11 protein-coding genes and 1 pseudogene are annotated in these 17,588 nt (G+C 69.0%); 6 read left to right on the forward strand and 6 right to left on the reverse strand.

From position 1 onward, the window contains the following. Nucleotides 1-50: 50 nt before the first annotated feature. Complete coding sequence (locus tag V9G19_RS03185) at nt 51-668, reverse strand: hypothetical protein (protein ID WP_462284047.1); 618 nt, start codon at nt 666-668, stop codon at nt 51-53. A 158-nt stretch (nt 669-826) separates the two neighbouring features. Here V9G19_RS03185 and V9G19_RS03190 point away from each other — a divergent pair. Next, a pseudogene (locus V9G19_RS03190) lies at nt 827-2,050 on the forward strand (IS256 family transposase); the annotation flags it as partial. Nucleotides 2,051-2,151: 101 nt separating this feature from the next. Further along, nucleotides 2,152-3,462, forward strand: a complete 1,311-nt coding sequence (locus V9G19_RS03195; RefSeq protein ID WP_462283955.1) for an ISL3 family transposase — start codon at nt 2,152-2,154, stop codon at nt 3,460-3,462. 227 nt (nt 3,463-3,689) lie between these two features. On the opposite strand, the gene V9G19_RS03200 is transcribed toward V9G19_RS03195, so the two are convergent. The 4 genes from V9G19_RS03200 to V9G19_RS03215 all read right to left on the reverse strand — a co-directional run bounded on the left by V9G19_RS03200 (nt 3,690) and on the right by V9G19_RS03215 (nt 8,562). After that, the gene (locus tag V9G19_RS03200; RefSeq protein ID WP_462284048.1) at nt 3,690-4,085 is read right to left on the reverse strand and encodes a DNA adenine methylase; all 396 of its coding nucleotides are present in this window, start codon (nt 4,083-4,085) and stop codon (nt 3,690-3,692) included. Nucleotides 4,086-4,373: 288 nt separating this feature from the next. Next, nucleotides 4,374-6,008, reverse strand: coding sequence for a murein biosynthesis integral membrane protein MurJ (gene murJ / locus V9G19_RS03205; protein ID WP_462284049.1), 1,635 nt, complete (start codon nt 6,006-6,008; stop codon nt 4,374-4,376). Continuing rightward, nucleotides 6,005-8,086: a DUF6049 family protein gene (locus tag V9G19_RS03210; RefSeq protein ID WP_462284050.1), complete on the reverse strand. Its 2,082-nt coding sequence runs from the start codon at nt 8,084-8,086 to the stop codon at nt 6,005-6,007. Before V9G19_RS03210 ends, murJ begins: the two co-directional genes overlap by 4 nt. Then, nucleotides 8,083-8,562, reverse strand: coding sequence for an NUDIX hydrolase (locus V9G19_RS03215; RefSeq protein ID WP_462284051.1), 480 nt, complete (start codon nt 8,560-8,562; stop codon nt 8,083-8,085). Before V9G19_RS03215 ends, V9G19_RS03210 begins: the two co-directional genes overlap by 4 nt. A gap of 84 nt (nt 8,563-8,646) precedes the next feature. On the opposite strand from V9G19_RS03215, the gene V9G19_RS03220 reads away from it, so the two are divergent. Then, a complete protein-coding gene (locus V9G19_RS03220) occupies nt 8,647-10,113 on the forward strand; it encodes a CCA tRNA nucleotidyltransferase (RefSeq protein ID WP_462284052.1) in 1,467 nt (488 codons plus the stop codon). A gap of 73 nt (nt 10,114-10,186) precedes the next feature. Further along, on the forward strand, nt 10,187-12,262 hold the full coding sequence (locus V9G19_RS03225; protein WP_462284053.1) for a cell wall-binding repeat-containing protein: 2,076 nt from the start codon (nt 10,187-10,189) through the stop codon (nt 12,260-12,262). Nucleotides 12,263-12,533: 271 nt separating this feature from the next. Here the strand turns inward: V9G19_RS03225 and V9G19_RS03230 are convergent, their stop codons facing one another. Continuing rightward, complete coding sequence (locus tag V9G19_RS03230) at nt 12,534-14,042, reverse strand: IS1380 family transposase (protein WP_462284054.1); 1,509 nt, start codon at nt 14,040-14,042, stop codon at nt 12,534-12,536. A 290-nt stretch (nt 14,043-14,332) separates the two neighbouring features. Here V9G19_RS03230 and V9G19_RS03235 point away from each other — a divergent pair, with 290 nt between their 5' ends. Next, nucleotides 14,333-15,070: a PP2C family protein-serine/threonine phosphatase gene (locus tag V9G19_RS03235; RefSeq protein ID WP_462284055.1), complete on the forward strand. Its 738-nt coding sequence runs from the start codon at nt 14,333-14,335 to the stop codon at nt 15,068-15,070. Between the two features lie 90 nt (nt 15,071-15,160). Continuing rightward, entirely contained in the window at nt 15,161-17,476 is a 2,316-nt protein-coding gene (locus tag V9G19_RS03240) for a cell wall-binding repeat-containing protein (protein WP_462284056.1), read from the forward strand. Nucleotides 17,477-17,588 lie beyond the last annotated feature (112 nt).

The raw sequence follows: 17,588 nt of genomic DNA on the forward strand, positions 1-17,588 counted from the left end.
TCCCAGTAGGACAAGCACCTTCGTCACATCACACGCCGCACCCCCGACCATTACTCGCGGATCCGGGTCAGATCAGCAATCCGCCCCTTCCAACCCATGCCGTCGACCACAGCCAGAGCCACTTGGCCCCCGGTCCTGGCGTCCGCCATCTCCTCAATTTCTCCGACCGCGTCCGAAAGCTTCGAGCCTGTCGAGTCGAAGCCCTTTGCCGCTACCGCAATCACGCACTCGCGACCGGTCGCTGGCACAGCGAGGTCGGCAGGAGCAGTTCGCCCGTTCCGCCCTACGAAACGCGCACGCGGGACATATGGCAAGTTCAATGACTTCGCGATCGCCTCAAGCTCGTCCTCAATCTTGCGTCCGGACTGCCCTGCCGTGGTGGCCGTGGCGCGCGTGCCCGCGCGAGCCACGAGGATGTCACCGAAGGTGTAGGCGCAATTGCGTTGCGTCCTAAGCAGGCGGAAAAGGTCGAACTCTTCGTCGAGCTTCTCAACGAGTTCGGCCCTCTGCTCAAGGGCTGCCTTCCTCCAACTCGCCGTGTCGAACCAGTTGCGCAGGTGGTTCTTCAACTTCTCGCGGCTCAGGCCGACAACGAGCGCAAGCACATACGTCTGCTCGGGATGGGCGATTGCCCACGCAGCCACACGGTCAACGTCAATGCTGTCCACTGCCTCAAGGGAGTCGACGGCACTCGTGATGTCATCAGTTGAGTCCGTAACGTTGGTGTACGAGGCCGGTGGTTGTTCGTGTCCTTCCCGGGAGACACGACGGCCACCGGGCATCCTTCGAGTGAACCCATCACAGCACTCTCGAAAGGATGGTCCCGATGACCGTCGCACCACCCAGTATCGACCCTGCCCGTTTCTTGGACGAACAGCTCGCGCAGGCGAGCCCGGACTTGATGCGGGAGATGTTGTCCACGTTCATCCACACGATCCTGTCCGCGCAGGCCGATGCGGTGTGTGGGGCGGAGTACCGCTCCCGCACCCCGGAACGGTCGAATCGTCGTAACGGCTACCGCCACCGTGATCTCGACACCCGGGTCGGCACCATCGATGTGGCGATCCCGAAACTGCGGGAAGGCACCTTCTTCCCGGACTGGTTGTTGACCCGGCATTCGCGGGCGGAGAAGGCGCTGACCAGCGTGGTCGCGACCTGCTACCTGCTGGGGGTCTCGACCCGGCGGATGGACCGGCTGGTCCAAGCGCTCGGGATCACCGGCCTATCGAAGTCCACGGTCAGTGAGATGGCCAAGGATCTCGACGGTCAGGTCGAGGCGTTCCGGACCCGCCCGTTGGACGCCGGGCCGTACACCTTTGTCGCCGCGGACGCGTTGACGATCAAGGTGCGTGAAGGCGGGCGCGTGGTCAAGATCGCGACCATGCTCGCCACCGGCGTCAACGCCGAGGGGTACCGGGAGATCCTCGGTGTCCAGGCGTCCACGGCCGAGACCGGCGCCGGCTGGCTCACCTTCTTCCGGGATCTGGTCGCCCGCGGCCTGACCAGCGCCGGCCCGGTCGGTCTGGTGACCTCCGATGCCCACGCCGGACTGGTCGAGGCCATCGGCGCGACGCTGCCCGGGACGGCGTGGCAGCGTTGTCGTACTCACTACGCGGCGAACCTGATGGCGGTGACCCCGAAGAACAGTTGGCCGTGGGTGAAAGCGTTGCTGCACAGCGTGTATGACCAGCCCGACGCCGCAAGCGTGCACGCCCAGTTCGACCGGATCGTCGAGACCCTGACCGAGAAACTGCCCGCGGTCGCCGCGCACCTCGACGACGCCCGCGCCGACATCCTGGCCTTCACCGTCTTCCCCAAAGGCGCCTGGAAGCAGATCTGGTCGAACAACCCCCAGGAGCGGCTTAACCGGGAAATCCGCAGGAGGACCGATGTGGTCGGGATCTTCCCCAACCGCGACGCCCTGATCCGGCTGGTCGGCGCGGTCCTAGCCGAACAACACGACGAGTGGACCGAACAACGCCGCTACCTCGGCCTCGAACTCCTCGCCCAATGCCGCAAAGCCCTCACCCCCAAGGAGGAAACCGGCTCTTCCCAAACGAGAGTGTGGGGGGTGGCGCGTCGCTGCCGGGTTGAGGGTCGAGGTCTTCCGATGATGGAAGCTCTGACACTTCCCATCTGGAAGACCTCGACATGGCTGACGTTACCTTCACCTGCCCCGACCTGGACACCTTCACCGGTGTTGATGATCTCGGTCTGGTCATCACGGGGCAGCGGCTTGAGACCGGTCGTGCGGTGCTGGCCTGCCGGGTCCTCGAGCCCGATCCGTGGTGTCGGCGCTGCGGGAGCGAAGGCCGGGTGCGGGACACGGTGGTGCGCCGGCTGGCGCATGTCCCGTTCGGGTGGCGGCCAACAGTTTTGGAGATCACGGTCCGCCGCTACCGCTGCGGGGCGTGTGGGAAGGTGTGGCGCCAGGACACCAGCCGAGCAGCCGAGCCGCGCGCGAAGCTGTCCCGGGCCGCGCTGGCCTGGGCGTTGGAGGCGTTGGTCCTCTACCACCTGACGGTCGCCCGGGTCGCCGAGGCGTTGGCGGTGGCCTGGGACACCGCGAACGACGCGGTTCTGGCTGAAGGACGCCGGGTGTTGATCGATGACCCGGACCGGTTCAATGGTGTGGCCGTTGTGGGCGTGGACGAGCACTGTTGGCGGCACACCCGCAAGGGCGAGAAGTACGTCACCGTGATCATCGATCTGACGCCGGTGCGGGACAAGACGGGCCCGGCCCGGCTGCTGGATATGGTCGAGGGCCGCTCCTCAGCGGTGTTCGCGACCTGGCTCGCGGAGCGGGACCCGGCCTGGCGGGAGAGGATCGAGGTCGTCGCGATGGATGGCTTCACCGGGTACAAATCCGCGGCCGCCCAAGAACTCCCGTCCGCCACCGCGGTGATGGATCCGTTTCACGTGGTCCGCTTGGGCGGCGACGCTCTCGATCAGACACGCCGCCGGGTCCAGCAGGCCACGACCGGCCACCGCGGCCGCAAAGGCGATCCGCTGTATGCCGCGCGGCGGACCCTGCACACCGGCGCCGATCTGCTCACCGACCGCCAACGCGCCCGCATCGAGGCGTTGTTTGCCGTTGAGGACCATGTCGAGGTCGAAGCGACCTGGGGCATCTACCAGCGAATGATCGGCGCCTACCGCGATCCCGACCGTGCCGCCGCCAAGGCCCGGATGCAGGCTGTCATCGACTCCATCAGCGCCGGCGTCCCGGCCGCGCTCACCGAGATCATCACCTTGGGCCGGACCCTGAAGAAGCGCGCCGCGGACATCCTGGCCTACTTCGACCGGCCCGGCACCTCAAACGGCCCCACCGAGGCCCTGAACGGCCGGCTCGAACACCTGCGCGGCTCCGCCCTCGGGTTCCGGAACCTGACCAACTACATTGCCCGCAGTCTGCTCGAAGCCGGCGGATTCAGACCCCAACTACACTCTCGTTTGGGATGAGCCAGGAAACCCCCGCCCAGAACCCACTCACCGCGATCACCGCGTAACCCCGACACGCCCGAAGGATGAAAAACCTTCAAACACCACGCATCAGGACTTGACCGATGTCATCAGCTTCTGGGGTTGAGGCCGTCGGGTCGATGACGGCGGTGAGTCGACCAAGCGAAGCCACATAGTCTTGGAACGGCACGGCGGGCATGCGTCCGTGTCCCATGCAGGCTTTCAGCTCACGAAGCGACCACAACATACTCGACAGCCTCACGGCGACTGGCCGCCTGGTGCGTGCCGAAGTGGTCGGTGAGCGTCACGGGGAAGCGCAGGTAGTCGCCTGAACTCACCCTGTACCCCTGACTCTTCAACAGGTACGAAACGACACCAGAGCCCGAAAAGGGGTCGAGAGCAGTCTGGCCGCCAATCTGATCAAATACGCGCGCGAGCGTCGGGAGCAGCCGGTACTTCGAGCCCATATACCTCATGTGTGGATAGTGCTCAACCTGAGCCAAGGCGGGGAGGGCGACATCCATCAGGGGCATTTGGATCGACGACAAGACATCTCCTTCGCGCGTGACCGTCACCCTACGACCGCCGACTGACACCTCAGCGAGGGGCACCTCAGTGTCCATCAGTCGTCCTCGCTTCGGGGATAGGCAGACAACCACCACAAGACCCGCACCAGCTCCGACTTCAGGACCCGACGCTTGCGGCATGTCGTGGGGAGGTCCAATGCTGCCGTCAAGTCTGCGGCCCGCTCCGAGAGCCGAGCTTGTCCAGCCGTGGTGGCTTGCCTGCAGCCATCACCGCAGTATCGAGACGGGCGCCCACGCTGACTTGTCCAACAGACGAGGTGCAAGCGGGGAGGGCGCACCAAAGTCGCGCGCACGAGCGGGTGCGATTTTCGCTGCATCTCGACATCAGCGCCGCACCCGGCGCACCAGCGGGCCGACGAGGTCGGCCACCTCACGCACCCGCAGGCGGTGCGCGATCAGCCAGGTCAGGGCCATGAAAAGAGTCCCGGTGATGCCCAGCGCGGCCAGCTGCGCCAGGCGATCGCCAACCAGTCGGGACCGCAGCGCCCATACCGGTGACACGGTCACGGCGGCGGCGAGCAGGCTGGCCACGCCCAGCCGGACATAGGTCTGCACCGTCGCCCCCATCCCCAGCGGCCCGATGACCCGACGCAGCAAGACCAGCCCGAGCAGCGCCCCCGCCAGATTGCTCACGGTCTGCCCGATGCCGACCCAGATGCCGGTGTGCTGGACGGCGACGGTCGCGGCATACAGGTTGACGATCGTCGCGACCGTGGTGACGACGACTTGCAGATAAAACGGCGTGCGGGCATCTTCATAGGCATAGAAGGCCCGGTTGATCAGGTAGAGCCAGCCGAACGGAATCAGCCCGGTGAGCATGGCAACGAGCACGCCGGCGACGGCATTGGTCTGGGCCGGCGGGAAGCTCGGGAAGAAAAGCGCGGTGACCATCGGGGCAAAGACAAACCCGGCGACGCTGATCGGCACGAGGATCGGTGACGGCATTCGCAGGCCGCGGGCGAAGTCGTCGACGACTTCCGCGGTGCGGCCCTGATGTGCGGACATCGACAACCGCGTGAACAGCGCGGTGGCCAGCGAGACGGTGATCAGCGAGTGCGGCAGCATGAAGAGCAAGAACGCATAGTCATACGACGCCTTGCCCGCGGCAACGACGTGCCCGGGCGCATGGGCGGCCAGGCGGGTGGCGCGGGTGAGCACCTTGCTCGTCACGACGAAGCCGAGCTGGCTCAAGGCCACGGCGAGGAAAGACCACAGGGCGACGCGGGATGCCGACCTGAGCCCGACACCTCTAAACCCCCACGTCGGGCGGAAACGGAATCCGCTGCGGCGCAAGGGGATAACGAGACAGACGCCCTGCGCGACGATGGACAACGTCGTCGTGCCCGCGAGCAACCAGACCATCGACGGCGTCCACGCACCCGGGGACGCGCCCGCCGGGAAGCCGGCGAACCGGAAGGCGAACAGACCCGCGAGCGCCACGATATTGGCCACCACCGGCGCCCACATATACGCGGCGAATCGGCCGCGAGCGTTGAGGATGTTGCCGAGCAGCGTGTAGAGGCCGTAGAAGAAGATCTGCGGGAGGCACAAGAAGGCGAACGCCACGGCCAGCCGGCGGGCCTGCGGGTCGACAGTGTCGCTCATCACCCACACGAGCGCCGGAGCCGCCGCGGTCGCCACCAGGGTGACGCCCAGCATGAGCACGACGGACAAGGTCACCAGGCGATTGACATAGTCCTCCCCCTGTCGACCCTGGGTGGAGGCCTTAACGATCTGGGGGACGAGCACCGACTGCAGGATCCCGCCGGCGACCAGGAGGTTGATGTTGTTGGGCAGGGTGTTGGCGACCGAGAAGGCGTCCGCGGTCAGTCCGGTGATGCCGACGACATAGCCGAGCTGGCTGGTCCGCACCAGGCCCAGGACGCGAGAGACCAGCGTCCCCGAGGCCATCACGGCGCTGGAGCGCGCGACCGTGTCGCCAGCGCCACCCCCGGTCATCGGGCGAGCCGAGGCCGGTTCGGGTGCCTACGGCTGCGCCAGGCACCCAGCGTCATGAGCACGGCCGCTAGCCCACCCATCGCCCAGTAGATCCAATCTCCCGTCGGCCGAACCCGGATCAGCACCGTCGTGTCCGGTCCGACCGCGCTTCCGTCGGGCGCGGACAACCGGGCCCGGATCGGAACGCTACCGGCAGCGAGAGCGGTCGCGTGCACGGTGACCACGGCTTTGGAGTGTGCGCCGACATCGACCGCGCGGGGTTGATCGTCCAGGCGCAGCCAGCCGGACAGCGGGGTCAGGTCGACCTGGAGATTGGTCAGCCCGACGCCGAGGTCGTTGGTGACGGTCAGCTGCAACCGTCCGGTGTCGGCAAAGAAGTTGATCGTCTCGGGAGTGACTTGCACGCCGGTGCTTGCCTCGGCCCCGGCTGTGCGCAGGCGCCGCATCTGCCCTTGGAACTGGGAGTTGTCGCCGCGCCAACGGCAGGAGAGGAGCTGGGCGAGGGCTGCATTCCAGAGCCGAACCTGCTCTGGGCCGTCGGCACGCACCTTGGCCGTCGTCGTCACCTGGTCGAGTGCCCGTTCCAGGGCGCGCAGCCGGTTGGCGGTGATCGCCGGGGGCGACAAGGCGACCGGATCCCGAGGGAGATCCGCCGGCTCGGGAACGTCGCGGGGTGTGGCGTCGGCAAGCGGCGGGCCGGTCCGGGCGGCCGCGATCGTGTCGTCGAGGGCAGCGGCCCGCAGCCAAGGCGCCTGCTCCAGCCGGTCGAGCGCGGCATCCAGGCCGGTTCCACTGAAGGCCACCCCCCGCGGCACTGCCAGGGTCAGCTCTCGCCGAGTTGCCGGGGCCTGGAGGAAGAGTGCGAGGGAGTCGGCGAGGAGCCGCTGCCCGGTCACCACACCTGCCGGGTCGCTGGGCAACTCGAGGAAGGCGGCGCTGAGCGCGTCGTCATAGGCCACCGCGGGGGTGCCGGATGTGCTGCGCCACGGCGAGGATGACGCGGTGGCGCCACCGGGAGTGCTGGACGCGCGGCCGAGGACGGCGTCGGCATGGCCGTCAGGGAGGTATGCCGCGAGCTCGCTCACCCGCGCGCTGCTGAGGATCCCGTCCGCGGGCCACAGCAGCGTCGTCGAGCAGTGGGGCAGGCCCTCGGCCCCCGCGGCGATGCCGTCCCGGACGAGCAGCCGCAGCAGCGGCTGCGCCGCGGGGACGGTCAACCCGGCGACGAGGTCGGCGTCGGCCATCGGCAGCACGAAGCAGTCCTGGTCGGAGACGGCGTCGATCAGCGCAGCCCGGAAGGTCCTCCGGGCGGCAGCCTCGGCCCGCTGCTGCGGCCCGATGCGGTCCCACGCCGCGCCGGCCTCGGGGTCGATCGGCCGTTCGGCGGGAATCGCCGCCGGCGCCGCGAGCAGCGTCGGGTCGACCGCCCAGGCGGCCCGCCGCTCGATGCCGGTGGCGAGCAACCGGGTCAGGCGGCCCTCGGGACCGATCTCGCTCAGCCAGGCGGCCAGGCGAGTGGCGCCATACTCACCGAACAGGGCCCGGTGCGCGCGCAAGGTGACCGGGAGGACGAGCACGGTGTCTAGGGGAGGGAAATCTCCCGGACCGGACTGCGGGAGAAAGGTCGAAACCCGCGCCCCGGCGGCGTCAACTGCGAGCGGCAACGCGGCATACGACGCGGCAGAGTGAGGGGCCAGCCGCGTGCGCAGCCGGAAGGTGCGCGTCTGCCCGGCTTCGACGTTTCCGGAGAGGCTGTCCTCGTCCCAAATGGTCGCGTCCACACCCGCCGTCGATCCCGCCGCCCAGGCGGCGATCTCGCTGCGGCGGGTCAGCCCCGTCGCACTCCCTCGGAGGATGACCGTCGGTGCCGGGATGGCGGTCGCGCCAGGATTGCGCACGGTGCCGCTCACCTCGACCTTGCTGCCCCGATCGGCGACGGCCGGCGTGATCGAGGTGAGGCGCAGCTCCAGGCCCGCCGTTGGGGACGTGGGAGCTGCAGGCGGCCACGCCGACAGCACGAGTGCCACGGCCGCGCCGATCGCGGCGGTGGCCCGGCGCCGTCGGGGCGCAAGCATCATTCGGCCCCGGCAAGACGCTGCCACGCCTCCCGGGCGATCCGGCGTTCGTTGGGGAAGGTCAGGTGCCGGTGGGCGTTCTCCAGGGGCAACCAGGCCACGTCGACGGCTTCCTGGTCGGGGTCGTTCTCGATGGTGAGGAAGCCTCCGGTCGCTTCGAGCAGGTAGTGATGGACGAACTTGTGCACCCGCCGGTCCCCCGTCGCGAACCAGTAATCGATCGTGCCCAACTTGATCAGCACGCGCGCCTCGATGCCAGTCTCCTCGGCGACCTCCCGCGCCGCCGTCTCCGATAGAGTCTCGCCCCGCTCGATGTGCCCCTTGGGCAGGCACCACTCGAGCCGCCCAGCGCGATTGCGGCGCGCGATCACGGCGATCCGCGCCCGCCCGTTGTGGATGTCGACGACCACGCCCCCGGCGGAACGCTCCTCGACAGCCGGCAGCCGCCGCTGCGGCCGTTCCGGTGCTGGCGAGGTCATGTGGTCACTCTAAAGGGAGCTTCCGCGCCGGAAAGGGAAGCGGACACGAAGTCACCTGCCGGCCCAGCATTACCGTTGGACCTCATGACAGCGACCTCTCGGGGCGCGCCGGACCTGGCGGTCTTGCGTCGTGCCGTTGCCCACCTGGCCCCTTCCTTGGACCTGCTGCGCGATCTCGGGACGGCGTTCACCGAGGCAGGGCACGAGCTGGCGTTGGTCGGTGGCCCGGTGCGGGATGCCTTTCTCGGGCGCGAGGCGCCCGACCTGGACTTCACCACGAGTGCCCGGCCCGACCAGAGCGAGGCGATCCTGGCCGCCTGGGCCGAAACCACCTGGGACATCGGTCGCGCCTTCGGCACGATCGGCGCAGTCCGTGGCGGCACCACCGTTGAAGTGACGACCTACCGTGCCGACGCCTACGACCGGGCCACGCGCAAGCCGGTCGTCGCGTTCGGCGACAACCTCCTGGACGATCTGCGCCGGCGCGACTTCACCGTCAACGCCATGGCGCTGCGGCTGCCGTCGCTGGAGTTCATCGACCCGTATGGCGGGTTGGCCGACCTCGCTGCCCGCAGACTGCGCACGCCCGGGCCGGCCACCACCTCCTTCGCCGACGACCCGCTGCGGATGATGCGAGCCGCGCGGTTTGCGGCACGGCTGCGACTGATTCCCGACGCCGAGGTTCTGGCCGCGATGAGTGAACTTGCCGACTCGATCGCGATCGTGTCGGCCGAGCGCGTGCGGGACGAGTTGTCCAAGCTGCTCCTGGCTCCCGACCCGCGACCCGGCCTTGCGCTGCTCGTGGACTCGGGTCTGGCGGAGCGGATCTTGCCTGAGCTGCCGGCCTTGCGGCTGGAGATCGACGAGCATCACCGGCACAAGGATGTCTACGAGCACTCGTTGACCGTGTTGGAGCAGGCGATCGCCCTGGAGGGTCCGCCGCACGCCGACCCGGCGCAGGTCCCCGGGCCGGACCTCGTGCTCCGGCTGGCGGCCCTGCTGCACGACATCGGCAAGCCGCAGACTCGGCGATTTGAGGCCGGAGGCGGGGTTTCCTTCCACCACCATGAGGTTGTCGGAGCGAAGCTGGCCCGGACCCGGCTGAAGGCCTTGCGTTATGACAAGGACACGATTGCCGCAGTCTCCCGGCTGGTCGAGTTGCACCTGAGATTCCACGGCTACGGCGAGGGCAGCTGGACCGACTCGGCCGTGCGCCGGTATGTCACCGACGCTGGGCCGCTGCTCGCACGCCTGCATCGGCTCACCCGCGCCGACTGCACGACACGCAACGTCCGCAAGGCACGGCGCCTGGCGGCCACCTATGACGAGTTGGAGGCCCGCATCGAGCGGCTGCAAGAGCAAGAAGAACTCGGCAAGGTGCGTCCCGAGCTGGATGGTCACGAGATCGGCGCGCTCCTCGGCGTACCTCCTGGGCCGCTCCTCGGCCGCGCCTATCAGTACCTGCTCGCGGTGCGCCTGGATGAGGGCCCGATCGGGAAGGAGGCAGCCACGGAGCGGCTGCGCGCCTGGTGGGCCGAGCACGCCGAGTGAAGGCGGACAATTCGTGCGGTGACTCTGCTGCACTCTGCTGCACTCTGCTGGCTTCGGCGGGTAACGTCAGCGCGTGGGAATCTTCGGGTGGGACATCATGCGCGCACGTCTTCGAGGCGCGCTCACGGCCGCTGTGGCTGCCACGGTGGTGCTCGGCGCCACCGCGACCGGAGCCGCCGGCGACTCCTCGTCACCACCGCGGCTGCCACAACCGACCGGCCACGTGGCCCGCGGGGCGCTCGGTCAGCACGAGATGTTCATCGTGCCGGTCTACTGGTCCGGCTCGGCACCAGCCCCCCTGGATGACGACGCGATCACGTCGATGGTCGCCGGCGCGGGCAGCTACTACAGCGGCGTCTCCAACGGGCAGATGACGGCGAAGTTGGGCTGGGCCTCGGGGTGGCAGAAGCTCGCGTTGACCGAGACCGAGGCCGCCAGTTGTGATCGCATCGCGATCCGCGACAAGGTCCGTGACATCGTCGGTGGCGGCCGGCCGACCGATCACCTCATCGTCTACCTCAACAACGAATCCGCGTGCGACTTCACCGATCTGGAGTCGGTGGGGCCGTCCGCCTTCGGCGACGGCTACACGATCAGCAATGGGGTGATGTCGGAGACGCTCTTCCGCCGGATCATCTCCATCAATGCCGGCGCCACCGCGACGGGCTCTCTCGACTGTGTTGCCGACGGCCAGCCGAGCCCACTGTCTTCCTCGTGCACCTATCGCGAGGGCACCGAGCCGTGGGACCCGACGAGCACTGCCCCATACGGCAAGGTCGGTATGCCGCAGGCCGACTCACTGTGGCGCTTCGGCTTGGTAGCGGACACCGACTTCCCCCGCATCGAGACGGGGACCAACACGACGGTCACCATCGCGCCGCTCACAGCGGCCAGCGGCAAGCAGGGCTTCTACTTCGACGACGGTGGGTATCGCTACCTGGTCGACTACCGCGTCCCGGCCGGGCAGGACGCCTGGATCGACGACCGCACCGCGACGATCGGCCCCAAGACGTGGACCGATCCCGGCGGCGGGGTGATCGTCCACCGCCAGCTGCTCGGCGAGGAACTCGGGCCGCGCGAACTGATCGACTTCCACGCCGACGCCGTGACCGCGGACACCAAGCGTCACCCCGGTCTGGAGCGGGCCGAGAGCTACACCAGCCCGGACGGGCACTGGTCGTTGCGGGTCGGGGCCGCGTCGGCGACGAGCGCGACGATCAGTGTGAGCTTTCCCTCGCTGTCCAAGGTACAGCGGTGGAGTGGCGCGGACCGGTTCGCCACCTCGGCAATCATCTCGACCAAGAACTACTCGACCGGCGTGCCGGTGGCCTATGTCGCCTCCGGGCAGGTCTACACCGATGCCCTCTCCGGGGCGCCCGTGGCCGGCAAGAACCGCGGGCCGGTGCTGCTCGTCGACACCGATGCGGTCCCCGACGTCGTCGCTGCCGAGCTGACCCGGTTGCGTCCGCGCAAGATCGTCATCTTCGGTGGCCCGGCCACGATCACGCCGGCGGTCGAGGCCAAGCTCGGCTCCTACACCACCGGCGAGGTCGAGCGGTGGAGCGGCGCCGACCGCTTCGCCACCTCGGCGGCGATCGCGGCGCAGAGCTATCCCGCGGGCGTCGACACCGTCTTGGTGGCCTCCGGGCGGGTATTCACCGATGCCCTGTCGGGGGCCCCGGTCGCGGGCCGCGACCGCGGCCCGGTGCTGCTGGTCGACACCGATGCCATCCCGAGCGTGGTGGCCGGCGAACTCCGGCGGTTGTCGCCCCGGCGCATCGTCGTCCTGGGTGGCCCGGCGACGATCTCCGAGCGGGCCCTCGCCGTGCTCAAGGGGTATGCCGGCACGGTTGAGCGCTGGTCGGGAGACGACCGGTTCAGCACCTCGGCCGAGATCACCGCGCATGCCTATGCGCCGCTGGTGCGCACGGCGTTCATCGCCTCCGGGCGGGTGTTCACCGACGCCCTCTCCGGGTCGCCGGTCGCCGGCCGCGACCGCGGCCCGGTGCTGCTGGTCGACACGACGTCGATCCCCGACTCCGTGCGTGCCGAGTTGACCCGCCTCAAGCCGCGCCGCATCGTCATCTTCGGCGGCCCGGCCACCGTCTCCACCGGTGTCCAGGCCGAGCTGGCGGCCTACCTTCCCTAAAAGGAGTCCCACAAAGACACCCCACAAAGACACCCCACAAAGTTCTCCGCTCACCCACGCAGAGCGTGGGACCCAGCTCCGATACTTTGCGGGGACCCCGTCAGACCCGGATCCGCGAGTAGCTTGCGTGTGGGTTGGGCGGCCAGTGAACGGCGGATAGATTTTGTGTTGTGGCAGTGTGTTTTTGGGTGCGGGCAGCGCGGATGGCCCGGTGGCGCTCGGGTGGGCGGGTCTTCGGGGTCCTGGGTCGTCGGGACGGGGGATTCGCGGGTTAGGCCGCGGTGGGTAAGGCCCGGATCCGGGCCAGGACGGTGGGCAGGAGCTGGCGGTCGGGTGGCAGCCGCAGGATCAGCTGGCGGCCGTGGCGGACTATGCGGGCTGGGACGCAGAGCAGTTCGTGGCGTAGGCGGGCGCCGTGGGCGCGGTGACGCTGGTCGATCCCGGTCAGGGCTTGCAGCAGAACGGAGATGTTCCCGGCGAGCAGGGCAGCCCACATCCACACCGTGTTGATGGCGTGGTCGCCCGAGGGCAGATGCCGCAGCGCGGCCCCGAGTTTGGCTTCCCGGATCCGGTCCTCAATGTCGGTGCGGCGGCGGAACCAGGACTCGACCTGCGTGATCGAGGCAACCGGTGCGGCCGCCTCACCCGGCTCCGCCGGCTCCGCCGGCTCGGCCGGCTCGGCCGGCTCGGTGGGGTTGGCCGGGTGGTCGTTGGCGGGGATATTGGTGACGATGAAGGAGACCGCGTGGGCGTGGGTGGCCGCGCCCTCCAAGGCGAGGGTGAGTTGGTTCGTCTCGATGGTGCGCCGGCGCCGTGAGCGGGGGTCGTCGGAGATGTCCTCGGCCTCGATGCGGACCCGGCGCACGATGGTGTACGTGTGCGGCGGCCACCCCTGCGGGGCGTAGTCGACCGCGGCGACCTGCGCGCCGGGCATCCCGCTCGCCGCCGCACCCCAGGCGTCCTCGGTGATCGCGGCGTAGGCGCGCCACATCGCGGTGTTCCGTTTCGCGGCGATGGCGAAGTCACACCCGGCCTCCACCGCGGCGTGGGCCAGGTCGGCGGTGAAGTAGCCGGCATCCGCGCGCACCCGCAACCGATCCCAGTCGGCCGCGGCCGAGCGGATGTCCTCGGGGATCCCGGCCAGGACCCGGCGCAACAGGTCAGCGGCCCGGGGCCTCACATCCTCATTCCCCGCGAGCAACTCCGCGGCCAGGGTCAGCCCGGCCTCGGCCCAGGTCCCCAGATGCGGACGGCCCGCGCGCTGACCGTGATAGTTGTAGGCCACGCCCTGCTTCGTCGGCCCGTACACCTCCACATCGGTGGAATCCAAGTCCACCGTCACCGCCGCGGCCAGCACCGCCCGGCGGGACGCCGGCAACAAGGCCACCGCATGACCGGTCAGGTCCGCGACCGCACTCTCCAGGCCGGCCAGCTGCGCCGGCCCGAACCGGCGGGCCAACCCCGCCGCCGTGGTCGAGGCCAACACCGGCACCGCCGACAACGCGGACCCGGCCACATCCTGGCGCTGCCGGTCCAACGCGGCCAGCACATCCCCGCCGAGCAGCTGGCACTGCGCCAGCGACACCAGCACCTGCCCGCCCGTCGCGCCCCGCTCCCGCTCCTTGATCGCACCGATCCCCCGGTCCAGGCGCCCGACCAGATCCAGTTTCTCGATGAACTCCGCGAGCGCTGCCACCCCCGAGATCCCGGTCAACGACGGATCCGGCGCGCCGATCCGCACCCGCTTCCGCACCCGGCCACGACCACGTACTCTCTTCATCGACAAGGTGCTTCTCCTAGCTGGACGATCGAAGGCTTCGTAACCCCGATTCTCCCAGTAGGACAAGCACCTTCGTCACATCACACGCCGCACCCCCCACCACTACTCGCGGATCCGGGTCAGACACCCCACAAAGTTCTGCGCTCACCCACGCAGAGCGTGGGACCCAGCTCCGATACTTTGCGGGGACCCCGTCAGACACCCCACAAAGTTCTCCGCTCACCCACGTGGGGCAGTGTGATTTCCGGCACGCGTGGCACAAGGCGCCGCGCGTGTGGGAGATTTGCCGCGTGATCGACGTCGGCGCGGCCACCCACCAGGGCCACTACCGCAGGGGGAACGAGGATGCCGCAGTGGCGGCATACCCGCTCTTCCTCGTCGCCGACGGCATGGGCGGCCACGCCGCAGGCGAAGTGGCCAGTGCGATCGCGACCGAAACAATGGCCGAGATCGGCGAGAGCGAGCCAAGCTTGCCGATGCTGGTCGCGCAGGTCCAGGAGGCAAATCGCCGGATTCGGGCGGAAGGAACCAAGCCGGGTCGGCGAGGACTGGGCACGACGCTCACCGGCATCGCCGCCCTGGCGGACGGCAGCTGGGCCGTCCTCAACGTCGGGGACTCCCGGGTGCTGATGACCCGCCAGGGTGAACTGCGGCAGCTGACCACCGACCACTCCGAGGTCCAGGACATGGTCGAACTCGGGCTGCTTGCTCCGGAGGAGGCCGCGGTGCACCCGATGCGGCACGTCATCACCCGCTCCCTCGGTGCGGCCGACTCGGTGGCCGTCGATCACGACCGGATCGAGCTGATCCCCGGCGATCGGGTGCTGGTCTGCTCGGACGGTCTGACCGACGAGGTGCCGCCCGACGAGATCTTTTGGGTCATGGACACCGCCGGCGGTCCCCAGGAAGCCGCCGAAGCGCTGGTCACGGCCGCCCTCACTCGTGGTGGCCACGACAACATCACGGTGGTCGTCGTCGATGTCGTAGCCGACCAGGTGGGGTCATTGATCGATGCCGGCGAGGAGTAGCAGCACTGTTGCCGGCGGCCGTGCGAGGAGAAGCACGAAACCGGGCTGCGTGCTGGGACGTCAGGGGTTATAGATGGACACCAGAAGGGGATGACCGACGTGGGCACAGCGGCACGGATGTGGAGGCGCTGGTTGCTGGCCGTGGTGGCGGCGGTTCTCGGGTTAGCGTTTGGTGGATTGTCGGCGGGGGCGGGCCCCGCGGCATACGGGCAATCGGTGCGAGTGCCGGGGGAACTGACGGTGACGATCGTCGACCCTCGCCCGAGTGCCACGCCTTCGGCGGGATCGCCGAAACAACTGGTGCGCGTGCGCGTCGGAGACCACACGGTTGACCTCGACGCCGACCTGGCGCGCGGGCTGTCCAGCGGCCCGGTCGAGGTGACGGTCACCGCGCCGCCCGGCGCGCGGGTGGACGCGCGTTCGATCGGTGACCTGCTGCGCACCGGAAGCGCCCGGGTCGAGGGGGTGCGATCCACCGCCGCGGCCCGGCCCACCCTGGGGCTGCACCACGTGCTGGTCGTGCCCGTCTATTGGCGCTCCCAGCCGACGGTGACCAGCGACGAACTGCGCGACGTCGTCAGGGAAACCGACAACTACTACCAAACCGCAACGCAAGGAAAGATCCGGTTCACGGCGGACAGCGTCCGTCCATGGACCAAGATCAGCCTGACGACCGCCCAGCAGGAGGCGTGCGACAACGACGCCATCGAACTGGCCGTCCGTCGGCTGGCCGGCAGCTACACGACCGACGCCACGCACCACATCGTCGCCTATATGGAGCAGCTCCCGAGTTGTTGGTGGGCCGGTCTGGCCAACCTGGGCACCGGGGAGAGCCAGAGCTTTGTGTGGATCAACGACTACCCGGTCGCGTCGATCTGGGGCCACGAGTTCGGGCACAACCTCGAACTCATGCACAGCGGCTCGCTGTATTGCTGGGACGATGCGCAGCACACCGAGGCCGTTCCCCTGTCCGGCGACTGCGACCAGGAGACCTACTCCGACCCCTGGGACCTGATGGGCAACCAGCCGTATGGCGGTGGGATGATGTCCGCAGAGAACCTGCGCCGGCTTGGGGTGCTGCCCGCGAGTAGTTCGACCGTGGTCTCGTTCGCGACCGAACTGACCTTGGCGCCCCTGACCGCGACCAGCGGGGTGCGCGGCGCCCAGTTCAGTGACGGTGACGCGAGCTATTTCCTCGAATACCGAACCCCTGCAGGGCTGGATGACTGGATCGATGACGCGACCTATGTCGACCCGGGCGGGGTGCGCCGGACCGACCCGGGAGGCGGCTTGGTGATGCGCCGCAATGTCGCCGGCTTCGGCCAGTGGGGAGAGCAGGATGTCGTGGACTTCCATCCCGACGGTGATCTGTCCACCCTGGGGCGCCACCCCGGTATGGAAGCCGGCGAGAGCTACACGCTGCCCGGCGGCCGGGTCCGCGTGACCGTGCTGTCCGTGTCTGCCGCTGGGGCCCGGGTCGCGATCAGCTTCCCGAACTCGAGCGGGGTTTATCGCTGGAGCGGCGCGGACCGGTATGCCGCTGCTGCCGCGATCACCCGGGCATCCTTCGGGTCCGACGTCGACCGGCTCTATGTCGCCTCGGGTGAGGTGTTCACCGATGCGCTCAGCGCCGCGGCCGTCGCCGGCCGGGAGGGCGCGCCGCTACTCCTGGTCAAGCGTGACCAGATCCCCGACGCCACCTTCGATGAGATCTGGCGGCTCAACCCCAGCCGGATCATCCTGCTCGGCGGGACGGCAACGATCAGCTCCCGGGTCGAGGCCGGGTTGAGTCTCGTTCCGGTCGATCGGATCGCGGGAGCAGATCGCTACGAGACGTCCGCGCTGATCTCCGCCCGGAACTACTCGCCCGGTGTCGCGGTCGCCTATGTCGCCTCGGGGCAGAACTTCCCCGACGCCCTGGCGGGTGCCCCTGTTGCCGGCAAGACCGGCGGGCCGGTCCTGCTTGTCCCCAGCACCGCCGTCCCCGATAGCGTCGCGAGCGAGCTGCGCCGCCTGCGGCCGGGCCGGATCGTCGTGCTCGGCGGTCCCGCGACGATCGATGACGGCGTGCTCGCCACCTTGGGGACGTTCACCTCCGGTGCGGTCGAGCGTTGGGCCGGTGCCGATCGGTATGCCGTGTCCGCGTCGATCTCCGAGCGCTCCTTCCCGTCGGGCGCCGAGACCGTCTTCGTCGCCTCCGGCTTGGTCTTCCCCGATTCGCTGGCCGGAGCCCCGGTCGCGGGCAAGACTCCGGCTCCGCTGCTGTTGCTGCGCACCGCTTCGATCCCCGATCCGGTTGCTGCCGAGCTGACCCGGCTGCGGCCCAAGCAGATCGTCATCCTCGGTGGGCCGGCGAGCGTCACCAACACGGCGGCCGCCGCGCTGCAGGCCTATGTTCGCCACTAGCCGACGGCACCGGGCGGCGGGGCCACCGGGCCCTGCTCGGGCCCATGAGGCGTCCGCAGACCGGCCCGCCCGGGTGCGCGATCAGGAACGTCGACTAGTCTGACGCGTCGTG

The organism is Nostocoides sp. (assembly GCF_037045025.1).
In the GTDB taxonomy this organism is placed as follows: domain Bacteria; phylum Actinomycetota; class Actinomycetes; order Actinomycetales; family Dermatophilaceae; genus Nostocoides_A.

Coding starts and splice junctions, on each gene's coding strand:
- V9G19_RS03195 (WP_462283955.1), top strand. CDS start 2,152: ATGGCTGACGTTACCTTCACCTGCCCCGACCTGGACACCTTCACCGGT.
- V9G19_RS03200 (WP_462284048.1), bottom strand. CDS start 4,085: ATGGACACTGAGGTGCCCCTCGCTGAGGTGTCAGTCGGCGGTCGTAGG.
- murJ (WP_462284049.1), bottom strand. CDS start 6,008: ATGACCGGGGGTGGCGCTGGCGACACGGTCGCGCGCTCCAGCGCCGTG.
- V9G19_RS03210 (WP_462284050.1), bottom strand. CDS start 8,086: ATGATGCTTGCGCCCCGACGGCGCCGGGCCACCGCCGCGATCGGCGCG.
- V9G19_RS03215 (WP_462284051.1), bottom strand. CDS start 8,562: ATGACCTCGCCAGCACCGGAACGGCCGCAGCGGCGGCTGCCGGCTGTC.
- V9G19_RS03220 (WP_462284052.1), top strand. CDS start 8,647: ATGACAGCGACCTCTCGGGGCGCGCCGGACCTGGCGGTCTTGCGTCGT.
- V9G19_RS03230 (WP_462284054.1), bottom strand. CDS start 14,042: ATGAAGAGAGTACGTGGTCGTGGCCGGGTGCGGAAGCGGGTGCGGATC.
- V9G19_RS03240 (WP_462284056.1), top strand. CDS start 15,161: ATGACCGACGTGGGCACAGCGGCACGGATGTGGAGGCGCTGGTTGCTG.